This is a genomic window from Bacillus sp. T2.9-1, assembly GCF_950097965.1.
GTDB lineage: Bacteria > Bacillota > Bacilli > Bacillales > Cytobacillaceae > Niallia > Niallia hominis.
In genome coordinates, this window is sequence record NZ_CATNHG010000075.1 from 156,730 (window position 1) to 177,520 (window position 20,791).

Genomic DNA, 20,791 nt, shown 5'->3' on the forward strand with positions numbered 1-20,791 from the left:
AATGAATAATGAAAAGGGTTTTACACTAATAGAAATGATGATAGTTTTGGTGGTTATTTCCATATTATTAATTGTGACAATTCCCAATATTACAAAGCATAATTCAAAGATAAATGACACAGGTTGTGAAGCATTAACAAAGATGGTACAAGCAGAGGTTCAGTCCTATTATATGGAGCATAAAGAATATCCTGCGAGTATCTCTGCGCTGAAAGAGGATAATTATATCACAGAAGAGCAAGAGCAATGTACGAATGGCAAGGAATTAATTATTACAGATGGCGTAGTTACTACTGCTAGTACGGAAAATCCATGATAGAAAATCAAAGAGGATTTACACTAATAGAAATGGTTTTTGCAATGTCATTATTGGTGATTCTCTCCTCCTTATCTGTGTTCATAGTCACCTCCCAGCAAACTACACTTAATGAGAACCAGTTTATTACTCAATTAGAGGCAGATCTTTATTATGCCCAGGCATTTGCTATCGCAAATCAATCGCTTCTTCAAGTAAAAATATATCCGAATTTAAATCGTTACAGCATCCGTGGAGATGAATATGTGGGTAGTATTGTGGATCGTTATTACAATGAAGATATTGTTTTTGTAAATGAAAACACGATCTCTTTTACCATCAATACGAGAGGGAACGTTTCTAAATTTGGGACATATGAATTCCGAATTGGAGAGCAGCCATATAAATTAACGATTTTAATTGGCAAAGGGCGATTTTATGCAACTAAATTGTAAAGGTTTTATGTTACCGGAATATTTATTGGCTTATACAATATGGCTTCTTATTGCTTTGACTTGGATGCCGATTTATGTGCATGTGTTAAAGCAATTGGAAGATTCGGAAGAAGGGAAGATGGTAAATGACCTATTTTATCACTATTTAATGGAAGTTAAATTAGGAGAAGGAGAAAAAGGAAATACATCTATTGAAAAAGAGGGGAATGTCTACACAATCCTTTGGAAAATAGATAATACAGTTTGTATCCAATATAATAATATATTTCAGAAGAAGAAAGAAATATGCGATGTGTTCATCGAATGAAAAAAGGGTTGATATTGAATAATAAAGGTTATATTTTATTGGAAATGCTTCTTTGCTTTTTTATTTTTTCTATTATTCTTTCTTTACTAAGCATTCCTTTGAAACATATCGTTAACCGTCAAATTTCCGAGATAGAGTTACAGGATATGGAATGGGAAGTGTTCATCCTAGAATTAAAAAAAGAAGTGAAGATTGCACAGAATATGGATGTTTCCAACAACAAATTACTGCTTTATGTGGATAGCAGAGTGGTTATTTATGAAAAATATGAAAGCAGTATAAGAAGGCGGGTAGATTCGACAGGGCATGAGGTCGCATTACAAGGTGTTAAAGATGTAGAGTTTAAAAGGAATAAGAATGGTTTTAGAATAGAGGTAATTAACCGATTTGATAAGAAAAAAGATGCAAGTATAATATCTTATCTCCGCATGGAAAGTGATGTGAATGGAAAATGAATAACAAAGGGTTTATTTATCCATTATCGCTCTGTGTGTATATTCTTTTTATTTCCTTCTTATTTATTTTATATGGTCTTTATGAAAAGAAAAAAGGGATAGAAATAAGTGTGAGAAATAGCAATATGCAAGAATATTATTTCCTGTCTTCCCTAAAAGAAATTGAATATGAACTTTCTACAGAAGAACATCCTGAACTTGCTGGTACAAAAACTTTTTTACATGGTAATGTTTTTTATACAATCGAAAAAAATTCGAGTACTACTTTTAAAATCGATTATCAATTAAATATGCAAGCGGGGATAAAGCCGATTTATGCCGTAAGCTACTTTGATATGGAGCAAAATAAAATGACGAAATGGATAGAATGAATAAAAACCAAACGATAGGGCTATCCTAGTACAAATGCTATAGTAGGTGATTAAATGAATACCAACGATTATGTGAAGTATTTAACCCAAACATTTGTCCAGTACATGGATCAGCCTAAAGAAGAAAGGCAAAAGTTAAGAGCGGAAAGAAAAGGGCTGAAAGAACCATTTATGCTGAGGTGGTTTGGAGTTTTACCTTATTTAATTATGTTTAGCTTTAAGCGTAGAAATGTAAGAAGATAGGTTATGAAAAGGAGTGGACTTAGCTTATTAAAGCATAAATCTACTCCTTTTTTCATGATTATGGTTTAGGAGACAGCTTCTGAAGCTAAATAGAATAGCCCGCCATTAATAATCGAAATATTAATCTTTGGTTCGTACTGTTCCTGTAGAGCTAATTTTTCCGTTTCCAAGGTTTCTTGTTCTTCCTCCATGTCTTCCATATCTTCATAAAAATGCTCTAGCAATTCTAAATCCTTTTTCCACCTTTCCTTCGCTTCTTCTGCCCATGTATGATCTTCTAATAATAAAGATTGTTTTATCATGTTTTCAATTCTTGTTATCCCGCTTTTCGGCATGATTAAGGGAGAAAGAGTAAACGCATAATCAGGAATTTTGGCAGAAAGGTTCATTTTCTCTACTTTTGCCTGGAAATCTGTTGCTATTTGGCCATTGATTAGCTGCAGACCAATCGATTGAAACACATCCCGTTTTCTGTCACATTGATAGGAGATTTTTACATTAAGAGCAAGCCATGGCTTTAATGCTGTTTGTTGCTGGCCTTGTGCTATTTTATATTCATATAAACGAATATACTTTGATAAATTTTTTGCAGAAGCAAAAAGTTGATGAAGACGTGGAGACCCAAAGTGTATCTGTTCGCCCTTCAAATCCTCTGGTGCAAGCTTTGGATCAGTAATGAGGGTTAGACTGGCGGGGTTTGGGACGCCACCAGTCTTTTCAAGATAATGCCAATAAAAAGGTCGATTCATTAACTCTTTGTCCATTTCAATTGTTAATTGGACAGTTAGGTAACCAGGTTTATTCTCTACTATCTCACAATCATTTGCGACAAAAAATCGTTCAAGAAATTGATGAATTTCCTGCTGCTTCATATGGCTCACCTTCCTTCATACTTTGTGCGAATTCAATCATGCTTGTTAAATTATCCATTTTGATTTTCATTTCTCCTTCTGATTTTGAGTGGGAGAAAATATCAACCATATAATCATCCATATTGCCAAAGTCCAATTTCGTCAAAATATCATCTAGCTCCCCAATTACTTTTTCGAAAAGATGGATTTTTTCATATAATAATTTTAAAATATGATCTTCCACAGTATCTTTAACGGCAAAGTTATAAATCTTTACATCTTCTTTTTGACCAAGTCGATGAATTCGTCCTATTCTTTGCTCTAGTCTCATTGGATTCCATGGTAAATCAAAGTTAATAATATGGTGGCAAAATTGAAGGTTAATCCCTTCTCCGCCAGCCTCTGTTGCTATTAATACTTGCGCATGATTTTGGAAGAGATCTCGCATCCAATCCTTTTTGCCTCGTTTAAATCCACCGCGAAATGGAACGGATGTAATACCGTGCTGTTTCAAAAACCATTGTAAATAAAGTTGCGTAGCTCTATATTCAGTAAAAATGATTACTTTATCATTAATCTTCTTAATAAGCTCAAGTGCTTTGTTTGCCTTTGAATTTTGCTGAATCGCTTCTACTTTTTTTACCAGTTCTTGTATTCTTTGTTGGAATTGTGGTGTTGGATTTTCCACTTTCTTCGCCATGTTTTGCAGAGTATAATACACTGCTTCCCTGCTGGAACACGCCTCTCTTTGTAATGTAATCATCGAAAAAGGACTGCGGGAATTTTCACTATTGCTAGAAAGATTGGGTTCTGTTTTTAAATCTACTAGTCCTTCATACAATGCTCTTTCTTCTCTTGTAAATTCAATTGGGACAGCTTCAACAATTCTTTTTGTCCATTCAATCCCTGTATCATGGCGTCTGTTTCTGATCATTACTTTATTGACCAAAGCTTTTAGATTCTCATCATCATCAATGGAGCGGGCATCTTTTTTATATTTTTCATAGAAGGATGATTCGCTACCAAGATGTCCGGGCTTTAATAAAGATACTAAATTAAAGATTTCACTAATTCTATTTTGAATAGGAGTAGCTGTTAATAGTAAACAAAATTTCTTTTTTAAATTTTGAACAAACTCATAGTTTTTTGTTTTATTATTTTTCAGCTTATGGGCCTCGTCAATTATCACCAAATCATAGTCCAGATTGTTTATGATATCACGATGTGGCTGTCTTTTTGCTGTATCAATAGAAGATACGACAATGTCACATTGCTCCCAAACATAGCTTTTGCGCTGAACCATAGCGGGAATGTAGAATTTACTATTTAATTCATAAGCCCACTGTGTGACAAGAGAGGCAGGAACTAAAATCAGCACTTTTTTTACTAATCCGCGAATCATATATTCTTTTAGTATCAATCCTGCTTCAATCGTTTTTCCAAGACCAACTTCATCTGCCAAAATAGCTTTTCCATTCATATCTTCGATTACCTTTTTTGCAACTTCAAGTTGGTGGGGCAAAGGAGAAAGCTCTGATAAGTACTTAGGGGCTTTTAGACCCTCGAAGTCTGGTATGATATTATGTTGTTCTACTTCTACTGCTAGTTTATATAATTCCCAATTGGCCCATGGACCATCATCTGAAATTCGCTTTAGTAGCTGATCATTCCATGAATCATCAAAATGGATTTGAACGGTCATATATTATTCGTCCTTTCTTACTTTATTTAGTAAAGCTAAAAAGTTATGTATGTATAAAAAGGATTGAAAAAAGAATGCTAGTAAAACAAAAAATATATTGCCACCTTTTCGTTCGGATGTTAGGATAAAAGGGTAAAAAAGTTTTTAATTTTGTCACAATTTATTTATATTTGGACAGAACATGAACATTAAATTCAAAATGACCAATAAATAATCGGTTTTTACTTTTTAAAATTAGAGAAACTTTCATCAGTGGCGTTTTCCTTCAACACTCCTGATGGTTAGTTGAACCAATCGCACTATACGGAAAGTACCTCCCACCTATCTTTCACGAATTTTCATAAGGCTTTAAGTGGAAGGCAACTGTCAGGTGGGAAAACATTTTTTCAGGTAGTATTTAGTATGACCAATTAAGAAAATTTTATGAATCGCGGATGAGAAATAGGGGAGAGACTACATTCGTAGCGCCGAAGGAGCAAGCAAAGTATTTTGTGAATCTCTCAGGCAAAAGAACTCTATTTGGACGCAGCTCTGGAGAGTGCTTACATATAGGTAAGCCACCAAAGGGGACAGCCGATTAATCGGTAAACTTTCAGGTGCAAGGACAGAGACCTTACTTTTTTATAAAAGGGGGTTATCTGTCTTTTTTTGTTGCCGTTTTTTAATGGGATAAATGAGAAAGTCTAATACATAGGGGATAGGAGTGCTGTTCGTTGGCTTTATTAAAGCAAACACCATTATATGAGGTGTACAAAGAGTATGGAGGAAAGACAATCGATTTTGGAGGATGGGCTTTACCTGTACAATTTTCCGGTATAAAGCTGGAGCATGAGGCTGTTCGTACAAAAGCAGGGTTATTTGATGTTTCCCATATGGGCGAAATCGAAGTGAAGGGAAGCGGTAGCTTAGCTTTTCTTCAAAAAATGCTAACAAATGACATCGGAAAAATCACAATAGGTGCTGCACAATATTCGGCAATGTGCTACGAAAATGGTGGAACGGTAGATGATTTATTAACATATAAACTTGCAGACAATCACTATTTGTTAGTGGTGAATGCATCCAATATCGAGAAAGATTTCGAATGGCTCCAAAAACATACTACTGGAGATGTTATCTTAACTAATTTATCAGAAGATTTTGCTCAATTAGCACTTCAAGGTCCGTTAGCAGAAGAGATATTAAAAAAAATAAATCCCTCTGTTGATTATGCTGGAATTAAGTATTTTCACTTTCAGAACAAGGTGAATTTAGCAGGCAAAGAGGTTCTGTTATCCCGCACTGGATATACTGGCGAGGATGGTTTTGAAATTTATTGTCAAAGGGAAGATGCTAAAGACTTATGGCGTGAAATATTATCGTTAGGTGAGGAATTAGGGGTACTTCCTTGCGGCTTAGGTGCAAGGGATACTTTGCGATTTGAAGCAACACTTGCATTATATGGGCAAGAATTAACGGCAAATATTTCACCATTAGAAGCTGGAATTGGATTTGCCGTTAAATTAAATAAAGAAGCTTACTTTTTCGGAAAGGAAGCTTTAAAGAAACAAAAGGAAGAAGGATTATCAAGAAAGTTAATTGGAATTGAAATGTTAGACAGAGGTATTCCAAGACATGGCTATAAAGTATTTGCAAATGACAAGTGTATTGGGGAAGTTACTACTGGTACTCAGTCGCCGACCTTAAAGAAAAACATTGGGCTTGCGTTAATTCAAGTTGATTATGCTTTATTGGGTACAGAGGTGGAAGTAGAAATAAGAGGAAAGCATTTGAAGGCAAAAGTTATCAAGACGCCTTTTTATAAAAGAAAATAACTTTTATGGCTATGTTTAAAATCAAGATGGGCTAATGACTGGGGGAAAAACGAATGAAGCATCGCTATTTACCGATGACAGAACAAGATCAAAAGGAAATGCTTGAAAAAATTGGTGTAAATTCAGTAGATGAATTATTTTCAGATATACCAGAAAAAGTACGTTTTAAAGGAAGCTATCAAATCAAGCCTGCAAAAAGTGAATCTGCATTATTGAAAGAATTAACAAAGCTATCCCAAAAAAATGCTGACGCGAAAGCGAATGTATCTTTTCTTGGAGCTGGAGTTTATGATCACTATTCGCCTGTTATAGTAGACCATGTTCTATCACGCTCCGAATTTTATACAGCCTACACCCCGTATCAACCGGAAATTTCACAAGGGGAATTACAAGCTATTTTTGAGTTTCAGACCATGATTTGTGAACTAACAGGAATGGACGTAGCTAACTCTTCTATGTACGACGGAGCAACTGCATTAGCAGAGGCAGGGATGTTAAGTGCAGGGACGACGAAACGAAAAAAGATTCTTTTATCAAGCGCCATTCATCCAGAAGCAAAAGAAGTTGTTAAAACCTATGCAAAGGGTCAGTATATCGAAGTTGTAGAGGTTCCACATAAGGAAGGCATAACAGATTTAGATGCTTTAGAGACGATGATCGATAATACAGTTGCAGCAGTGATGATTCAATACCCAAACTTTTTTGGAAGAGTGGAGCCATTAAAAGATTTAGAAGCAATTATTCATGAGCATAAATCATTATTCGTCGTATCAAGCAACCCACTCGCTTTAGGAGCATTAACACCACCAGGGAAATTCCAAGCTGATATAGTAGTAGGAGATGCACAACCATTTGGTATTCCGATGGGCTTTGGAGGACCGCACTGTGGCTATTTTGCTGTAACTTCTAAGTTAATGAGAAAGGTTCCTGGGCGCTTAGTCGGCCAGACTATAGATGATAATGGCCAAAGAGGATTTGTATTAACCCTGCAGGCAAGGGAGCAGCATATTCGCCGTGATAAAGCCACTTCTAATATTTGCTCAAACCAAGCCCTAAATGCATTAGCTGCATCTGTTGCGATGACAGCACTTGGAAAGCATGGTGTGAAAGAAATGGCCATTGCCAATATGCAAAAAGCACATTACGCTAAAATAAAACTAAAGGAAGCAGGCTTTGATATTGTTTATGAAGGGCCATCCTTTAATGAATTTCTTATTAAATGTAATACTTCCATATCTTCTATTAACCGTGCGTTATTAGAAAAAGGAATGATTGGTGGCTATGATTTAGGAAGAGAGTTTGAACAACTAGAAAACCATATGCTAATTGCCGTAACGGAATTGCGTACCAAAGCTGAAATTGATGAATTTGTTGCAGAAATGGAGGAGTATCATGTCTAATCAAAATCAACCTCTTATCTTTGAAAGCAGTACACCAGGAAGAATAGGGTATAGTTTACCAGAAATGGATATCCCAACAGTTAATCTGTCGGAGCTTTTGCCGAATGATTATATAAGAGAAGAAACTCCAGAACTTCCGGAAGTATCCGAATTAGATATAATGCGTCATTATACTGCTTTATCAAAACGAAATCATGGCTTAGATTCCGGCTTTTATCCATTAGGGTCATGTACGATGAAATATAATCCGAAAATAAATGAAAATGTTGCCAGATTCAATGGCTTTGCTCATATCCATCCATTACAAGAGGAATCATCTATCCAGGGTGCATTAGAGCTTATGTATGACTTGCAACAGCATCTTGTTGAAATCACCGGCATGGATGAAGTTACTTTACAGCCGGCTGCAGGGGCACATGGTGAGTGGACTGGGTTAATGCTGATTAGAGCTTTTCATGAAGCAAATGGGGATACAGAGCGAACAAAAGTCATTGTTCCTGATTCTGCACACGGAACAAATCCTGCATCTGCAACAGTTGCAGGGTTAGAAACGGTGACAGTAAAATCAAATGAAAATGGATTAGTAGATTTAGAAGATTTAAAAAGAGTAGTTGGTACAGATACAGCGGCATTAATGTTGACAAACCCCAATACACTAGGCCTTTTTGAAGAAAATATTTTAGAAATGGCTGAAATTGTTCATAGTGCTGGCGGGAAATTATATTATGATGGTGCCAATCTAAATGCGGTACTTTCAAAGGCAAGACCTGGAGACATGGGCTTTGATGTTGTCCATTTGAATCTGCATAAAACATTTACAGGACCGCATGGTGGTGGTGGGCCAGGTTCTGGACCTGTGGGAGTGAAAGCTGATTTAATTCCTTTTCTACCAAAGCCAGTTTTGACAAAGGTAGGAGATGAATTTGTCTTAGATTATAATCGACCACAAGCAATTGGTAGAGTGAAACCATACTATGGAAACTTTGGTATTAACGTACGTGCCTATACGTATATTCGTTCAATGGGACCAGATGGATTAAAGGCTGTAACAGAAAATGCCGTCTTAAATGCAAATTATATGATGAGACGTCTTGCTGAATTTTATGATTTGCCATTTGATCGTCATTGTAAACATGAGTTTGTCTTAAGTGGTAGAAGACAAAAGAAATTAGGGGTGCGAACATTAGATATAGCCAAAAGATTGCTTGATTTTGGCTATCATCCACCAACAATCTATTTCCCTTTAAATGTCGAAGAATGCATAATGATTGAGCCAACTGAAACGGAATCAAAGGAGACATTGGATAGTTTTATTGATGCAATGATTCAAATTGCAAAAGAAGCAGAAGAAACACCAGAAGTTGTTCAGGAAGCACCTCATACGACAGTAATCGGTCGTTTAGATGAGACTTTAGCTGCAAGAAAACCAGTCCTTCGTTATACGAAGAAGATAGCAAATTTGAAATAAGAAGTAAATGAAAAAAGCTGATGTCTAAGTATGCATCAGCTTTTTTTATATAATAATTCCTAGTTAGAATATTATTATTTTTTTGCTTTAATTCTTCCTGTCCACTTTTTGAATCCGCCTTCTAATTGGGTTAAGTCCTTATATCCTTTACGATAAAGAAACTGAGCAGCTCTTCCGCTTCTCATCCCATTTTGGCAGTATAAATATACTGGCTTATCAGGACGAATTTCACTTTTTCTCATCTTTAGCTGTGATAGTGGAATATTTCTTGCACCGAGTACATGACCAGCCTCATATTCATTTGGTTCACGTACATCAATCAACTGTGCCTTTCTGTATCCTTGGCGGAATTCATCCTGGCTTACAGTTTTTACAATGCGACGTTGATAAAGCCACATAACCACTGAATATACAAGGAATGCGACTAAAACGATGAGAAGAGTATAAATCATTGTCAATTCTCATTTCTCCTTTCAATTACTTACACTATCTCTATTATATCTATCAACCCTTCTAGTAGTAAAGTAAATACTTATAATATATCCATAACATTTCTTTAATTAAATTTATTTCCATGCAAGTTACTTTTAAATAGGCTTTCTTTTTGATATCCTTAGTAGGGATTTAATGTAATTATACATAGAAAAAGAGGGTTCGTTATGGTAAAAGAAACATGGAGATTTATTGATTCAGGCAATCATTCTCCTTCTTTTAATATGGCATTAGACGAAGCGTTATTAGAATGGCATTCTAAAGGAGTTTTTCCGCCGGTGATTCGTTTTTATGGCTGGAATCCTGCTACTTTATCTATTGGATATTTTCAGAAGGTAGAGAAAGAAATTGACTTACAAGCGGTTAAAGAATTAGGTCTTGGATTTGTAAGAAGACCAACTGGTGGAAGAGGCGTTCTGCATGAGCATGAATTGACATACAGTGTGATTGTTACAGAAGAACATCCTAATATGCCGAAAACAGTAACAGAAGCTTATCGGGTCATTTCGGAAGGTATATTAAAAGGGTTTCACTTTTTAGAATTAGATGCCTATTTTTCTGTGCCGAAAACAGAAGAACAAAAAAATAATTTGAAAAGTCCAAGATCCGCAGTATGCTTTGATGCGCCTAGTTGGTATGAATTAGTAGTTGAGGGAAGAAAGGTCGCTGGGAGTGCACAAACGAGACAACAGGGTGTTATTTTGCAGCATGGTTCTATTTTATTAGACTTAGACGAGGATAAATTATTCCGTCTATTTAAGTATCCAAATGACCGCGTCAAGGAAAGAATGCAAAAGGCTTTTAAGAGTAAAGCGGTAGCTATTAACGATTTAACATCGAGAAACATTTCCATTGAGATGGCGAAAGAAGCTTTTAGAAAAGGCTTTGAAGAAGGGTTGGATATTCAGTTAGATAATTATCAGTTAACTGATGAAGAATTAGAATATGTAGAAAAAATCGCGAAAGAAAAATATGAAAGCGATGAATGGAATTTTAGACGATAAATAGATCTAAATTTTTGAGCACGAAATTCTTTTATTAGAATTTCGTGTTTTAATTGCTTTTAAAAATGGTTGCTTAAACGAAAAAATACAATGCTTTCGTATCATTTTTACATGTCGAAAAATTTTTTTGGAGAGAAAAGATTAAGATAAACAGGCTAATATCAATGGATTATCCTATATTCCAATAAGCAAGTGCGAAAAAGGACGAAATTTCTTTTTTTATGTCTAATTATCTATGTATCTCTTTCTTTTTCTTTAAAATCTACTTTTTTTCGGTGTTTGACAAATCGGTAATTTTTTAAATATACACAATATATGGGTATTGATTTTTATGGTGAATACTATATGTTGATTTTATGTGTTTGATGTGATAGTTTAAGGGTATTAATAAAAAAATGCTAGATATCTAATTATAGATTTATATACAAAGATTATTTTTCAACAACTATTAGTATCTGCTCTACTTTTTATATGAATGAAGGGGTTGTGTGTATGTCAGTAATGTTAAGTCAAGGTGTGAAGGTAGATATAGAAAAGCTGAATAAGGATATTGCTTTATTTCCGGAGGTTCATCCAATTACCCCAGATATGAAACTAACTCATAAAGGCGTTTCTCGACTTGTCATGCTTGACCGTTATACGTATAAAGATACAGAGAAAATTACGTTATCAGCTGGCGATTTTGTTGTATTAACGATTAAAGAAGATCCAAAGTTTCCAGCAAGAGGATTAGGGTTCATTCAAGAAATTGACCATATTCTTAATACAGCGAAGGTATTAGTGGAAGAAGATTACCGTGGCGTTCTTGAAGGAGAAGAAGGAGAAACGGGTGTCATTGTTCGTTCCTTAGATGTAATTGAAAAACCGTTGGAAATTTATTATGAGCAAATTGCAAAACGAAACGCTACTGGTCTTGCATCTGTAGAAAAGACAGAAGAGAAAAGAAAAGAATGGTTCGAAAAGTTTTACAGTGAGCTTGTTCATTTGAACTTTATCCCTGCAGGTCGTGTATTATATGGAGCTGGAGCAGGAACAGATGTTACGTATTTCAACTGTTATGTAATGCCTTTTGTTCAGGATTCAAGAGAAGGTATTTCCGAGCATCGTAAGCAGGTTATGGAAATCATGAGTCGTGGAGGCGGTGTTGGAACAAATGGATCTACGCTAAGACCTCGTAATACACTAGCAAAAGGAGTTAATGGTAAATCATCTGGTTCTGTTTCTTGGTTAGATGATATTGCGAAATTAACACATTTAGTTGAACAGGGCGGTTCTCGTCGTGGTGCTCAAATGATTATGCTAGCTGATTGGCATCCAGATATTATTGAATTCATTATTTCGAAAATGCAAAATCCACGTATTTTACGTTTCTTGATTGAAAATACGCAAGATGAAACAATTAAAAAATATGCACAAGATAAATTGAAATTTACTCCTTTAACAGAACAAGAACGTTCTATGTATCAAGGAATTCTAAATTATAAAAATATCCCTGGGCAAGGTGGTTTTAACGAGAGTATTTTCCGTGATGCAGAAGAAAAGCTATCAAGCGGCGGTACTTATGCTGTTCATCAATCAGAATTTTTAACAGGTGCAAACATTTCTGTCTGCTTAACAAATGAATTTATGGATGCAGTGGAGAAGGATGAAGAATATGCACTTCGTTTCCCTGATGTTGAAAGCTACGATAAGGAGCAAATGCAACATTATAATGAAGAATGGCATAAAGTTGGCGATGTAAGAGAATGGGAAGCAGAAGGAAATAAAGTTCGTGTTTATCGTAAAATAAAAGCGAAGGAATTATGGAACTTAATTAATATCTGTGCAACTTATTCTGCAGAGCCAGGTATCTTCTTCATTGATAATGCAAATGAAATGACAAACGCTACTAGCTATGGTCAAAAAGTTGTGGCGACAAACCCTTGTGGAGAGCAGCCATTAGCTCCATTTAGTGTATGTAATCTAGCTGCTGTTAACCTTGCAGAAATGGCAGATAAAGAAAACAAAACAGTTAATTTTGAAAAGCTTAAGAAAACAGTAGAAATAGGCGTAAGAATGCAGGATAACGTAATCGATGCAACTCCTTACTTCTTGGAAGAAAATAAAAAGCAAGCGCTTGGAGAACGTCGTGTCGGTCTTGGTGTTATGGGTCTTCATGATCTACTGATTTACTGTGAAACAGAATATGGCAGTGCAGAGGGAAATGTCTTAGTAGATAAAGTATTTGAAACCATCGCAACAACTGCATACAGAGCATCTATTGAGTTAGCGAAAGAAAAAGGCAGCTTCCCATTCTTACAAGCGGAATCAGAGGAAGAGGTTGCAAAACTACGCGATGCCTTTATTCATACTGGCTTCATGAAAAAAATGCCTGAGGATATTAGAGAAGACATTCTTCAATATGGTATTCGTAACTCTCATTTATTAACAGTAGCACCTACAGGCAGTACAGGTACAATGGTTGGGGTATCAACTGGTCTTGAGCCATACTTCTCCTTCTCTTATTTCCGAAGCGGAAGACTTGGAAAATTCATTGAAGTGAAAGCAGATATTGTTCAAGAATATTTAGATGCGCATCCAGAAGCAGATCCAAATAATCTTCCAAATTGGTTCGTTGCTGCAATGGATTTGGCTCCAGAGGCACATGCTGATGTTCAATGTATCATTCAAAGATGGATTGATAGCTCTATTAGTAAAACGGTAAATGCACCAAAAGGATATAGTGTAGAGCAAGTTCAAAAAGTGTATGAAAGATTATATCGTGGTGGTGCAAAAGGTGGAACCGTTTATGTGGATGGCTCTCGCGATAGTCAAGTACTAACATTAAAAGCGGAAGAAAACACATTTGAAGAAACACAACCACAAAAGCATCAAGAACCACATGTAGTTCTTGTCGATACGATAAATGAGTTAAAATCAACAAATGTAACGATTGGTTCAGAAATCGGCGATACTTGTCCTGTATGCCGAAAAGGTGTAGTAGAAGAAATCGGTGGATGTAATACTTGTACGAATTGCAACACACAATTAAAATGTGGCCTTTAATACGCAGATATTGGTCATAATGAATAGATCTTCAGTTTGAAATTATTACTTTTATGAATAAAGCTACAGAAAGAGGCTGAGCAATTGTCAGCCTCTTTATATATATAAAAGCAGGATTAATCTAGATTAAGGAAAGCGATATTAAGGTGTTTTCGGCTCATCGCTCATTATTTTTTACAATATTTTAATAAAATCCATATGGTGGGATGCCATATCCGTAACCATATGGTGGATAACCATATCCTCCATATAATGCTGGACCAAGTAATGCCCCTGTTGCAAATCCTCCTAACAAGCCTAAGCCAAGTCCTAAGCCAGCTCCTCCAAAGCCGAACCCAGGTCTACCGAATCCAGGTCTACCAAACCCAGGTCTGCCAAATCCACCAAAACCAGGTCGTATTCTTCTAATATCTTGTGGATAAATGAATTGATTTTGCATAAATATCCTCCTCTTTTTTCATTATTTAGCTAATGCGCATATCCTTCGTTACTTTTTATCTTCAAAACAAGATACTGCACTAATCTACTTCGAATTAGTTTATGTGTCTATACACTATATTGATTGATACAAATGCCTAAACCCAATATGAATTTACTGCATCCTATTTAAAGTGAATACGGTGACTATAAATAAAAGAATGACATATAACTTGTCTTCTGTACTATTTTCTAATTACGAATACTAAATTGGAGTATAAAGGTCTAGGGTCCATAAAAATGAAATACCTTTCGAAGTCCCATTTGCTTGTTAAAAGGAGTGAATTTTATGTATATAGACGGGGTCTTTTCTGGAGGAGGAATTAAAGGGCTAGCTTTAGTGGGAGCATATGAAGTTGTAGAACAACGAGGATTTCAATTTGCTCGGTTGGCAGGAACTAGTGCAGGTTCAATCGTTGCTGCCTTAATTGCCGCAGGGTATACGAGTAGAGAAATAGCGGAATTATTGGAGGATTTGGATTTAAGTACCTTTTTAGATGAACGACAATTGCTCATTCCTTTTCCACTTGCAAAATGGTTTTTTCTATATTGGAAGTTAGGGTTATATAAAGGAGAAGAACTGGAAAAATGGATAGAAAGTAAATTGGCCGTAAAAGGTTTAAAAACATTTGCAGATATACCCCCACATACTTTACGCTTTATTGCTTCAGATATTACAAATGGTGTATTAATGATTCTACCAGACGACTTGCCGAAATACGGAATCAATCCCCAAACTTTTTCGATTGCAAAAGCGATTAGGATGAGTTGTAGTCTGCCTTATTTTTTTGAGCCAGTAACTCTTGGAAATAAGTCAAATAAAAATGTGATTGTTGATGGGGGAGTGCTCAGTAATTTCCCAATTTGGTTATTTGATCAAGAGAATGTACTGAAAACAAGACCTGTTTTAGGAGTTAAATTAAGTCATAGTATAAGGGAGCATCCAAAGCATAGAATCAAAAATGCTATTGATTTATTTGCAGCAATGTTTGAAACGATGAAAGATGCACATGATTCCCGCTATATTTCCAGGAAGCATGAGAAAAATATTATCTTTGTTCCAACAGAGGGGGTACTCGCAACAGAATTTGCACTTACAAAAGAAGATCAAGTAAAACTAATACAGTTAGGAAGAGATTGTGCTACGAAATTTTTTGAAAAATGGGCTTATTAAAACATGATGGGGCTATATCCTAAAGGCTCTATCTATATAGCAAAAAAGAATCGAGCCCTCTATAAAGAAGCCCGATTCTTTTTTTTGCTCTTCTTCCCTTCAATAACAGTTAAATGTGCAGTGCTTTTACTACGTTTATGCTTGTTGGCTTTTAAGGAAGAGGATTTAGTTGAATGTTGCTGCTGTCCTGCTGGTACCTTTTCTCTTGTTTGTAGCCGTTTTTTTGATTTCTTTGCAGCTTTTAGAAAAGCTCTTTGCTCTCTTTTTTGCGGACTAGTTGTATTGAAATGGCGGAAAATGAACCAAATAATAGCACCTACAGCAACAATGACAGCAATGTTTAGAAAAAATCCAGCAGGATTTTTTATTAAACTAGTAGTTAAGCCAATGAAAGCAAGGAGAAAAATACTCCCAAATAAGATAATTGAAAATCGGTTCTTCAAAAAGCCACCTCCCTAAAAGCATGATGAGCATTTTTTCTAACTTTTAAACTATTATTAAGAAAAGTTTATTCAAAAAAAGCCAAATTGTTCACAAGAAAAAGTTTTCAGAAAAAAGATTTTTAAACGGTAATAAAACTATATAAATAGGGAAGATTCTTTTATAAATTATTTAACAACTGTCTTTGAAACCTGTGCTTCCGTTTCTTCCTCGCGTTTCTTTAATTCGGAGAAGGAAAGTATAGCAACTTCCACTTGATCATCACTTGGTTCTTTTGTTGTTAATAATTGTAGCCATAGACCAGGCAATCCAAGATATTTTAAAACTGGGACATTTCTTAATTTATTGGTAAACTGTAATACCTCAAAGGAAATTCCAAGCACGACTGGAATCAAAGCAATACGAATAAGTACTCTGTCTAAAAGGTTGTCTGGATAGAAAAATAAATAGAGAAATAACCCAACAATTACCGTGAACAGAATAAAACTTGATCCACAGCGATAATGTAACCTTGAAGCCGATTGTACATTTTCTATTGTTAATTCTTTCCCACTTTCATATGCATTAATAACTTTATGTTCAGCACCATGATACTGAAAGACTCTTTTAATAATAGGAGTCAGTGAGACAAAATAAATATATCCAAGTAAAAGAATTAGCTTAAAAAAGCTTTCTAATAGTATTTGCGCAACATGTCCAGAAATAATCGGCATAAACATAGCTGCTAGGAAAGTCGGAATAAGCGTAAAAATGAATTTTCCAAATAAAAAGGAAAGTACACCAAGAACTGCTACTCCTAAAATCATGGATACTTTAGAAGGCTCTTGTTCTTCCAATTTATAATCTTCAGAAGGATCAACATCATAGCGATCCGTTGAAAAATTTAAATGCTTTGTTCCATTTCCGCTTGATTCAATAATGGCAATAATACCTCGTAAAAATGGTATTTTTTTTAATTTTGCTAGCTTGGTATTATACGTTCTAGGAAGATGAAAATAATCAACAGTCTGATCTTTGCGTCTTATGGCTGTGACATAATGATGTTTTCCACCAAACATCACACCTTCTACAACTGCCTGACCTCCGTATAATGGTTTTTGTTCACTTGACATGTATAACAGCACCAACCTCAGGATAATTTAGGTGAAAACAACTTAATTTTTTCATCTGTAAGATTTTTATGGTTGTATATCCCCTAATACCATATTACTAAAAAATTCAAAAAACCACTAGCAAGACATCCCATCCTTTGTGAATAAACCTTTTAATCAAACGCTAAGATAAACATGCAAGGAAAGAAAAGGATTGGGACATACTAGGGTTGGAGGTGGACATTATGGATAATCAACAACAATCACATGAAAAAGGAAGACCGATGTCTTTTATCGCCTTAGTAATTTGGACAGGCATGTTTGGAGGGATATTCTGGTCGCTTATTGGGTACATAGGATATGTTTTTCATTTTACAGAAATACGCCCTAATATCCTCTTAGAGCCTTGGGCGATTGGCAGTTGGAAATATGGCTGGCTTGGAACGGTAATCAGTATCGTCTTCATAGGTTTTTTTTCAACTGGAGCAGCATTTGCTTACTATTTGATGCTAAGGAAATTTAAAACCATCTATATAGGAATTGGATATGGGATTGCATTGTTTATTTGTGTTTTTGTCATTTTAAACCCTATATTTCCAAGCATGGCCCCATTTCTAGAGCTGAAAAGGGATACAATCATTTTTTCCGCATGTTTATATGCCCTTTATGGTGTATTTGTGGGTTATACAATCTCTTATGAAGAAAGTGAAATTCAACTAAAAGAATGGAAGGAAAAAAAGCCGTCAACTAATTTAACAGGTAATGAAGGGCAATAAAATCATTTTCTTAATTTCTTGAAAAGTGGTTATGCCCTCTTACTCAAGGCTTTTATTTAGCTAGTTAGGGTGTCTAAAATCTTTATTTGCTAGCTATTTTGCCTGTATTATAAAAGTATTTATGTTAAAATAATTTCATGAGTGTACTTTTTTCATCATTCAGATTTTTACCTTATCTAGAAGTTGTTAAGGCTATAGAAAGCATGTGCCTCTAGGCAAGTGTATAAAATAAGGGAGAGGGTTATAATGGAGAAACTTAAAAGAGTAAGAGAAGCACTAGCAGAAGTTGGAGCAGATGGTATTTTAATAACAAGTACATATAACAGACGTTATGTTAGTAATTTTACAGGATCTTCAGGAGCTGTATTAATCGGCGGAGAGAAAGCTTTATTTATCACAGACTTCCGTTATGTGGAACAGGCAGGAAATCAATGCAGTGGATTCGAAGTTATTCAGCATAAAGGGGCAATTCTTCAAGAGGTTGCAAGTCAAGCAGAGAAATTGGGAATAAAGAAACTAGCTTTTGAACAAGATTATACAACCTTTACTCAATATAAGGAGCTAGAATCTGTTGTAAAAGGAGAATTAGTGCCAATTTCAGGTATAATTGAAAAGTTACGCTTGATTAAGACTAATGAAGAGATTAAGATATTAAAGGAAGCTGCTAAGATTGCTGATGCTGCTTTCACCCATATCCTTGATTTTATTAAGGTAGGGAAAACAGAATTGGAAGTTTCGAATGAATTAGAGTTTTTTATGAGAAAATTAGGCGCCACTTCATCCTCCTTTGATACAATTGTTGCATCAGGGACAAGATCTGCATTGCCACATGGTGTTGCAACCGACAAAGTAATTGAAGCTGGTGATTTTATTACATTAGATTACGGTGCTTATTATAATGGCTATGTATCAGATATTACGAGAACCATTGCTATCGGTAACCCAGATGAGAAATTAAAAGAGATTTATGATATCGTATTAAAAGCTCAACTAAAGGGAATGGAAGGCATTAAACCAGGAATAACAGGTGTCCAAGCAGATGCACTGACTCGTGATTACATAACTGAAAAAGGCTATGGGGAATATTTTGGACATACTACAGGTCACGGAATTGGGCTAGAAGTTCATGAAGGACCTAATTTATCCTTCCGAAATAATGCTCCTCTAGAACCAGGTATGGTCGTAACAGTGGAACCAGGTATTTATATCGCAGGACTTGGTGGAGTGCGTATTGAAGATGATACAATAATAACAAATAATCATAATGAAGCTTTAACCCATTCAACTAAGGAACTGATTATTTTATAGGAGGATTACTGCATGATTTCAGTAAACGATTTTAAGACAGGTTTAACAATTGAGGTAGACGGTGGAATTTGGCGCGTACTTGATTTCCAACACGTTAAGCCTGGTAAGGGAGCAGCGTTTGTTCGCTCTAAATTAAAGAATTTACGTACTGGAGCTGTTCAAGAAAAAACATTTAGAGCTGGCGAAAAAGTTGCAAAAGCGCAAATTGACAATCGCAAAATGCAATATCTATATGCTAATGGTGACCAGCACGTATTTATGGATGTAGAATCTTATGACCAAATTGAGCTTTCTGCTTCTGTAATCGAATACGAACTAAAATTCTTAAAAGAAAATATGGAAGTCCATATTATGATGTATCAATCCGAAACTCTAGGTGTAGAGCTTCCAAATACGGTTGTATTAGAAGTTACTGAAACAGAACCTGGAATTAAGGGAGATACGGCATCTGGTGGTACAAAACCTGCAGTGATGGAAACAGGATTAACTGTTCAAGTTCCTTTCTTTGTTAATCAAGGGGATCGTTTGATTATTAACACAGCTGAAGCAAGCTACGTTTCTCGTGCTTAATACTTAAAAGTGACATCCTAATTTTACCATTTGCTTTCCGAAAGAAATTCATGTATGATAAAACCATAGAAGCTGCGTTGTACGTTATCGTATGAAGTTTCAACCTTTATCGATAATTAGGGAGTTCTATATTAAAGAAGGATCAGCAGGCCTAATGCCATTTGTCATTAGGACATATGATGAGAGCTTTTGCGAACACCCACCTGGTGGAGCAGGTTTTGAAACTCCATACATCTAAGCGGCAAATGCGGCTGAAAAAGGAGGTAATCAATTGATTACCTCCTTTTTCTATGGATTTTGACAAAAAGAAATAGCTAATCATTAAAGACAAACATTCTCTAATTTAGCTTTTAAGTGATACGACTCTTTTTTTATTTAATTGAGTTTTCGAATATATGTCTTTGTGCAGGAGAAGAAAGCTGATCATATAGATAACTTTTTTCACATTCATAAATAAGGTAAATATGTATAAAGATTTACCTTGCCTTTGTGTACACACTACTCTTTTTATTACAGGAGAAAGTAGAGTAAGATAGCTAAAAGCTTATCCTACTCTTAGTTTTTGTCCTGGGTATATTTTATTAACATCCTTCAATTGATTCCATTTCTCTATTTTACTAACACTTGTATGAAAAGTCTTCGCAATTTGGCTGACGGTATCTCCTTTTTTTACGACATAATAAACAGCTTGTGTGGAAGGTATTTTGATTTTCTGTCCTACTTTAATTAGGTTCGGGTTTGCAATTTGATTGTAAGTTGTAAGAACTTTAATCGTTGTTTTATATTTTCTACTAATTTCATATAATGTATCTCCTCGTATAGTAAGTTTATAGTCCTCTTTCGAGGTAATTTCCAATTAAAATATTGTTCTTTGATAATTCTATAGATGTTAGTTCAGATAGTGGGGGGCTAGCCCCCCACTATCTGAAAAAGTTTTCCAAAGGGTGGACTTTTCGTGATGTCCCTAGATAATGGTCTTAGGATCATTTGGGGGATTTCTATCATCTCCTGTAGCTTTGACTACTACAAAAGTCTGTCTCCCCAGTCCTTGT

At 35.4% G+C, this 20,791-nt stretch carries 22 protein-coding genes, 1 other RNA gene and 2 riboswitches; of the genes, 16 read left to right on the plus strand and 7 right to left on the minus strand.

The window, feature by feature from the left end:
• The first annotated feature begins 1 nt into the window (after position 1).
• Genes comGC through QQZ16_RS06875 form a run of 6 tightly spaced genes read left to right on the plus strand, consistent with a single transcriptional unit; the run spans position 2 to position 2,126 of the window.
• A complete protein-coding gene (comGC, locus tag QQZ16_RS06850; protein ID WP_031535316.1) occupies positions 2 to 316 on the plus strand; it encodes a competence type IV pilus major pilin ComGC in 315 nt (104 codons plus the stop codon).
• Positions 313 to 750, plus strand: a complete 438-nt coding sequence (gene comGD / locus QQZ16_RS06855; RefSeq protein ID WP_031535315.1) for a competence type IV pilus minor pilin ComGD — start codon at positions 313 to 315, stop codon at positions 748 to 750. Before comGC ends, comGD begins: the two co-directional genes overlap by 4 nt.
• Positions 751 to 757: 7 nt before the next feature.
• The gene (locus QQZ16_RS06860; protein ID WP_251629806.1) at positions 758 to 1,057 is read left to right on the plus strand and encodes a hypothetical protein; all 300 of its coding nucleotides are present in this window, start codon (positions 758 to 760) and stop codon (positions 1,055 to 1,057) included.
• Positions 1,054 to 1,512, plus strand: a complete 459-nt coding sequence (comGF, locus tag QQZ16_RS06865; protein ID WP_051640903.1) for a competence type IV pilus minor pilin ComGF — start codon at positions 1,054 to 1,056, stop codon at positions 1,510 to 1,512. The genes QQZ16_RS06860 and comGF overlap by 4 nt, the downstream gene beginning before the upstream one ends.
• Positions 1,509 to 1,883: a competence type IV pilus minor pilin ComGG gene (gene comGG / locus QQZ16_RS06870; RefSeq protein ID WP_031535309.1), complete on the plus strand. Its 375-nt coding sequence runs from the start codon at positions 1,509 to 1,511 to the stop codon at positions 1,881 to 1,883. Before comGF ends, comGG begins: the two co-directional genes overlap by 4 nt.
• Positions 1,884 to 1,937: 54 nt before the next feature.
• Positions 1,938 to 2,126 (plus strand): YqzE family protein, encoded by a 189-nt coding sequence (locus tag QQZ16_RS06875; protein WP_031535307.1) that lies wholly within the window; start codon positions 1,938 to 1,940, stop codon positions 2,124 to 2,126.
• Positions 2,127 to 2,191: 65 nt separating this feature from the next.
• On the opposite strand, the gene QQZ16_RS06880 is transcribed toward QQZ16_RS06875, so the two are convergent.
• Complete coding sequence (locus tag QQZ16_RS06880; protein WP_031535306.1) at positions 2,192 to 2,998, minus strand: YqhG family protein; 807 nt, start codon at positions 2,996 to 2,998, stop codon at positions 2,192 to 2,194.
• Positions 2,967 to 4,679: a DEAD/DEAH box helicase gene (locus QQZ16_RS06885; RefSeq protein WP_031535303.1), complete on the minus strand. Its 1,713-nt coding sequence runs from the start codon at positions 4,677 to 4,679 to the stop codon at positions 2,967 to 2,969. The genes QQZ16_RS06880 and QQZ16_RS06885 overlap by 32 nt, the downstream gene beginning before the upstream one ends.
• A gap of 434 nt (positions 4,680 to 5,113) precedes the next feature.
• Positions 5,114 to 5,205, plus strand: a riboswitch (glycine riboswitch).
• A gap of 3 nt (positions 5,206 to 5,208) precedes the next feature.
• Positions 5,209 to 5,289: riboswitch (glycine riboswitch) on the plus strand.
• Between the two features lie 103 nt (positions 5,290 to 5,392).
• Between QQZ16_RS06885 and gcvT the strand changes: the two genes are divergently transcribed.
• From gcvT to gcvPB, 3 genes are read left to right on the plus strand one after another with little or no spacing between them, the layout of a single operon-like run.
• Positions 5,393 to 6,493: a glycine cleavage system aminomethyltransferase GcvT gene (gene gcvT / locus QQZ16_RS06890; RefSeq protein ID WP_031535301.1), complete on the plus strand. Its 1,101-nt coding sequence runs from the start codon at positions 5,393 to 5,395 to the stop codon at positions 6,491 to 6,493.
• A 53-nt stretch (positions 6,494 to 6,546) separates the two neighbouring features.
• Positions 6,547 to 7,893, plus strand: a complete 1,347-nt coding sequence (gene gcvPA, locus QQZ16_RS06895) for an aminomethyl-transferring glycine dehydrogenase subunit GcvPA (RefSeq protein WP_031535299.1) — start codon at positions 6,547 to 6,549, stop codon at positions 7,891 to 7,893.
• A complete protein-coding gene (gene gcvPB, locus QQZ16_RS06900; RefSeq protein ID WP_031535296.1) occupies positions 7,886 to 9,361 on the plus strand; it encodes an aminomethyl-transferring glycine dehydrogenase subunit GcvPB in 1,476 nt (491 codons plus the stop codon). Before gcvPA ends, gcvPB begins: the two co-directional genes overlap by 8 nt.
• A gap of 74 nt (positions 9,362 to 9,435) precedes the next feature.
• Here the strand turns inward: gcvPB and QQZ16_RS06905 are convergent, their stop codons facing one another.
• A complete protein-coding gene (locus QQZ16_RS06905) occupies positions 9,436 to 9,813 on the minus strand; it encodes a rhodanese-like domain-containing protein (RefSeq protein ID WP_031535294.1) in 378 nt (125 codons plus the stop codon).
• Positions 9,814 to 10,020: 207 nt separating this feature from the next.
• Here QQZ16_RS06905 and QQZ16_RS06910 point away from each other — a divergent pair, with 207 nt between their 5' ends.
• Both QQZ16_RS06910 and QQZ16_RS06915 read left to right on the plus strand, forming a co-directional pair.
• Positions 10,021 to 10,857 (plus strand): lipoate--protein ligase family protein, encoded by an 837-nt coding sequence (locus QQZ16_RS06910; RefSeq protein ID WP_031535292.1) that lies wholly within the window; start codon positions 10,021 to 10,023, stop codon positions 10,855 to 10,857.
• 492 nt (positions 10,858 to 11,349) lie between these two features.
• A complete protein-coding gene (locus QQZ16_RS06915) occupies positions 11,350 to 13,902 on the plus strand; it encodes a vitamin B12-dependent ribonucleotide reductase (protein ID WP_235248065.1) in 2,553 nt (850 codons plus the stop codon).
• 184 nt (positions 13,903 to 14,086) lie between these two features.
• Here the strand turns inward: QQZ16_RS06915 and QQZ16_RS06920 are convergent, their stop codons facing one another.
• Positions 14,087 to 14,341 carry a spore coat protein gene (locus tag QQZ16_RS06920; RefSeq protein ID WP_235248066.1) on the minus strand — a complete coding sequence of 85 codons (255 nt, stop codon included), beginning with the start codon at positions 14,339 to 14,341 and terminating at the stop codon, positions 14,087 to 14,089.
• A 327-nt stretch (positions 14,342 to 14,668) separates the two neighbouring features.
• On the opposite strand from QQZ16_RS06920, the gene QQZ16_RS06925 reads away from it, so the two are divergent.
• Positions 14,669 to 15,553 (plus strand): patatin-like phospholipase family protein, encoded by an 885-nt coding sequence (locus QQZ16_RS06925; RefSeq protein ID WP_235248068.1) that lies wholly within the window; start codon positions 14,669 to 14,671, stop codon positions 15,551 to 15,553.
• Positions 15,554 to 15,612: 59 nt separating this feature from the next.
• Here QQZ16_RS06925 and QQZ16_RS06930 read toward each other — a convergent pair whose 3' ends face one another.
• Positions 15,613 to 15,996 carry an SA1362 family protein gene (locus QQZ16_RS06930; protein WP_031535279.1) on the minus strand — a complete coding sequence of 128 codons (384 nt, stop codon included), beginning with the start codon at positions 15,994 to 15,996 and terminating at the stop codon, positions 15,613 to 15,615.
• A gap of 165 nt (positions 15,997 to 16,161) precedes the next feature.
• Positions 16,162 to 17,106 carry a DUF1385 domain-containing protein gene (locus QQZ16_RS06935; RefSeq protein WP_031535278.1) on the minus strand — a complete coding sequence of 315 codons (945 nt, stop codon included), beginning with the start codon at positions 17,104 to 17,106 and terminating at the stop codon, positions 16,162 to 16,164.
• Positions 17,107 to 17,330: 224 nt separating this feature from the next.
• On the opposite strand from QQZ16_RS06935, the gene QQZ16_RS06940 reads away from it, so the two are divergent.
• From QQZ16_RS06940 to ssrS, 4 genes are all read left to right on the plus strand, one after another.
• Positions 17,331 to 17,861 carry a YqhR family membrane protein gene (locus tag QQZ16_RS06940; protein ID WP_235248070.1) on the plus strand — a complete coding sequence of 177 codons (531 nt, stop codon included), beginning with the start codon at positions 17,331 to 17,333 and terminating at the stop codon, positions 17,859 to 17,861.
• A gap of 246 nt (positions 17,862 to 18,107) precedes the next feature.
• Positions 18,108 to 19,169: a M24 family metallopeptidase gene (locus QQZ16_RS06945; protein ID WP_235248072.1), complete on the plus strand. Its 1,062-nt coding sequence runs from the start codon at positions 18,108 to 18,110 to the stop codon at positions 19,167 to 19,169.
• A 12-nt stretch (positions 19,170 to 19,181) separates the two neighbouring features.
• A complete protein-coding gene (gene efp / locus QQZ16_RS06950) occupies positions 19,182 to 19,739 on the plus strand; it encodes an elongation factor P (protein ID WP_031535275.1) in 558 nt (185 codons plus the stop codon).
• A gap of 66 nt (positions 19,740 to 19,805) precedes the next feature.
• Positions 19,806 to 19,997, plus strand: a non-coding RNA gene (ssrS, locus tag QQZ16_RS06955) — 6S RNA.
• A 286-nt stretch (positions 19,998 to 20,283) separates the two neighbouring features.
• Here ssrS and QQZ16_RS06960 read toward each other — a convergent pair.
• Positions 20,284 to 20,595 carry a LysM peptidoglycan-binding domain-containing protein gene (locus QQZ16_RS06960; protein WP_284561214.1) on the minus strand — a complete coding sequence of 104 codons (312 nt, stop codon included), beginning with the start codon at positions 20,593 to 20,595 and terminating at the stop codon, positions 20,284 to 20,286.
• Positions 20,596 to 20,791 lie beyond the last annotated feature (196 nt).

What these genes read in the sequence shown, in the direction of transcription:
- comGC (WP_031535316.1), top strand. Translation starts at nt 2, where the DNA reads ATGAATAATGAAAAGGGTTTTACACTAATAGAAATGATGATAGTTTTG.
- comGD (WP_031535315.1), top strand. Translation starts at nt 313, where the DNA reads ATGATAGAAAATCAAAGAGGATTTACACTAATAGAAATGGTTTTTGCA.
- QQZ16_RS06860 (WP_251629806.1), top strand. Translation starts at nt 758, where the DNA reads ATGTTACCGGAATATTTATTGGCTTATACAATATGGCTTCTTATTGCT.
- comGF (WP_051640903.1), top strand. Translation starts at nt 1,054, where the DNA reads ATGAAAAAAGGGTTGATATTGAATAATAAAGGTTATATTTTATTGGAA.
- comGG (WP_031535309.1), top strand. Translation starts at nt 1,509, where the DNA reads ATGAATAACAAAGGGTTTATTTATCCATTATCGCTCTGTGTGTATATT.
- QQZ16_RS06875 (WP_031535307.1), top strand. Translation starts at nt 1,938, where the DNA reads ATGAATACCAACGATTATGTGAAGTATTTAACCCAAACATTTGTCCAG.
- QQZ16_RS06880 (WP_031535306.1), bottom strand. Translation starts at nt 2,998, where the DNA reads ATGAAGCAGCAGGAAATTCATCAATTTCTTGAACGATTTTTTGTCGCA.
- QQZ16_RS06885 (WP_031535303.1), bottom strand. Translation starts at nt 4,679, where the DNA reads ATGACCGTTCAAATCCATTTTGATGATTCATGGAATGATCAGCTACTA.
- gcvPA (WP_031535299.1), top strand. Translation starts at nt 6,547, where the DNA reads ATGAAGCATCGCTATTTACCGATGACAGAACAAGATCAAAAGGAAATG.
- gcvPB (WP_031535296.1), top strand. Translation starts at nt 7,886, where the DNA reads ATGTCTAATCAAAATCAACCTCTTATCTTTGAAAGCAGTACACCAGGA.
- QQZ16_RS06905 (WP_031535294.1), bottom strand. Translation starts at nt 9,813, where the DNA reads ATGATTTATACTCTTCTCATCGTTTTAGTCGCATTCCTTGTATATTCA.
- QQZ16_RS06910 (WP_031535292.1), top strand. Translation starts at nt 10,021, where the DNA reads ATGGTAAAAGAAACATGGAGATTTATTGATTCAGGCAATCATTCTCCT.
- QQZ16_RS06915 (WP_235248065.1), top strand. Translation starts at nt 11,350, where the DNA reads ATGTCAGTAATGTTAAGTCAAGGTGTGAAGGTAGATATAGAAAAGCTG.
- QQZ16_RS06920 (WP_235248066.1), bottom strand. Translation starts at nt 14,341, where the DNA reads ATGCAAAATCAATTCATTTATCCACAAGATATTAGAAGAATACGACCT.
- QQZ16_RS06925 (WP_235248068.1), top strand. Translation starts at nt 14,669, where the DNA reads ATGTATATAGACGGGGTCTTTTCTGGAGGAGGAATTAAAGGGCTAGCT.
- QQZ16_RS06935 (WP_031535278.1), bottom strand. Translation starts at nt 17,106, where the DNA reads ATGTCAAGTGAACAAAAACCATTATACGGAGGTCAGGCAGTTGTAGAA.
- QQZ16_RS06940 (WP_235248070.1), top strand. Translation starts at nt 17,331, where the DNA reads ATGGATAATCAACAACAATCACATGAAAAAGGAAGACCGATGTCTTTT.
- QQZ16_RS06945 (WP_235248072.1), top strand. Translation starts at nt 18,108, where the DNA reads ATGGAGAAACTTAAAAGAGTAAGAGAAGCACTAGCAGAAGTTGGAGCA.
- efp (WP_031535275.1), top strand. Translation starts at nt 19,182, where the DNA reads ATGATTTCAGTAAACGATTTTAAGACAGGTTTAACAATTGAGGTAGAC.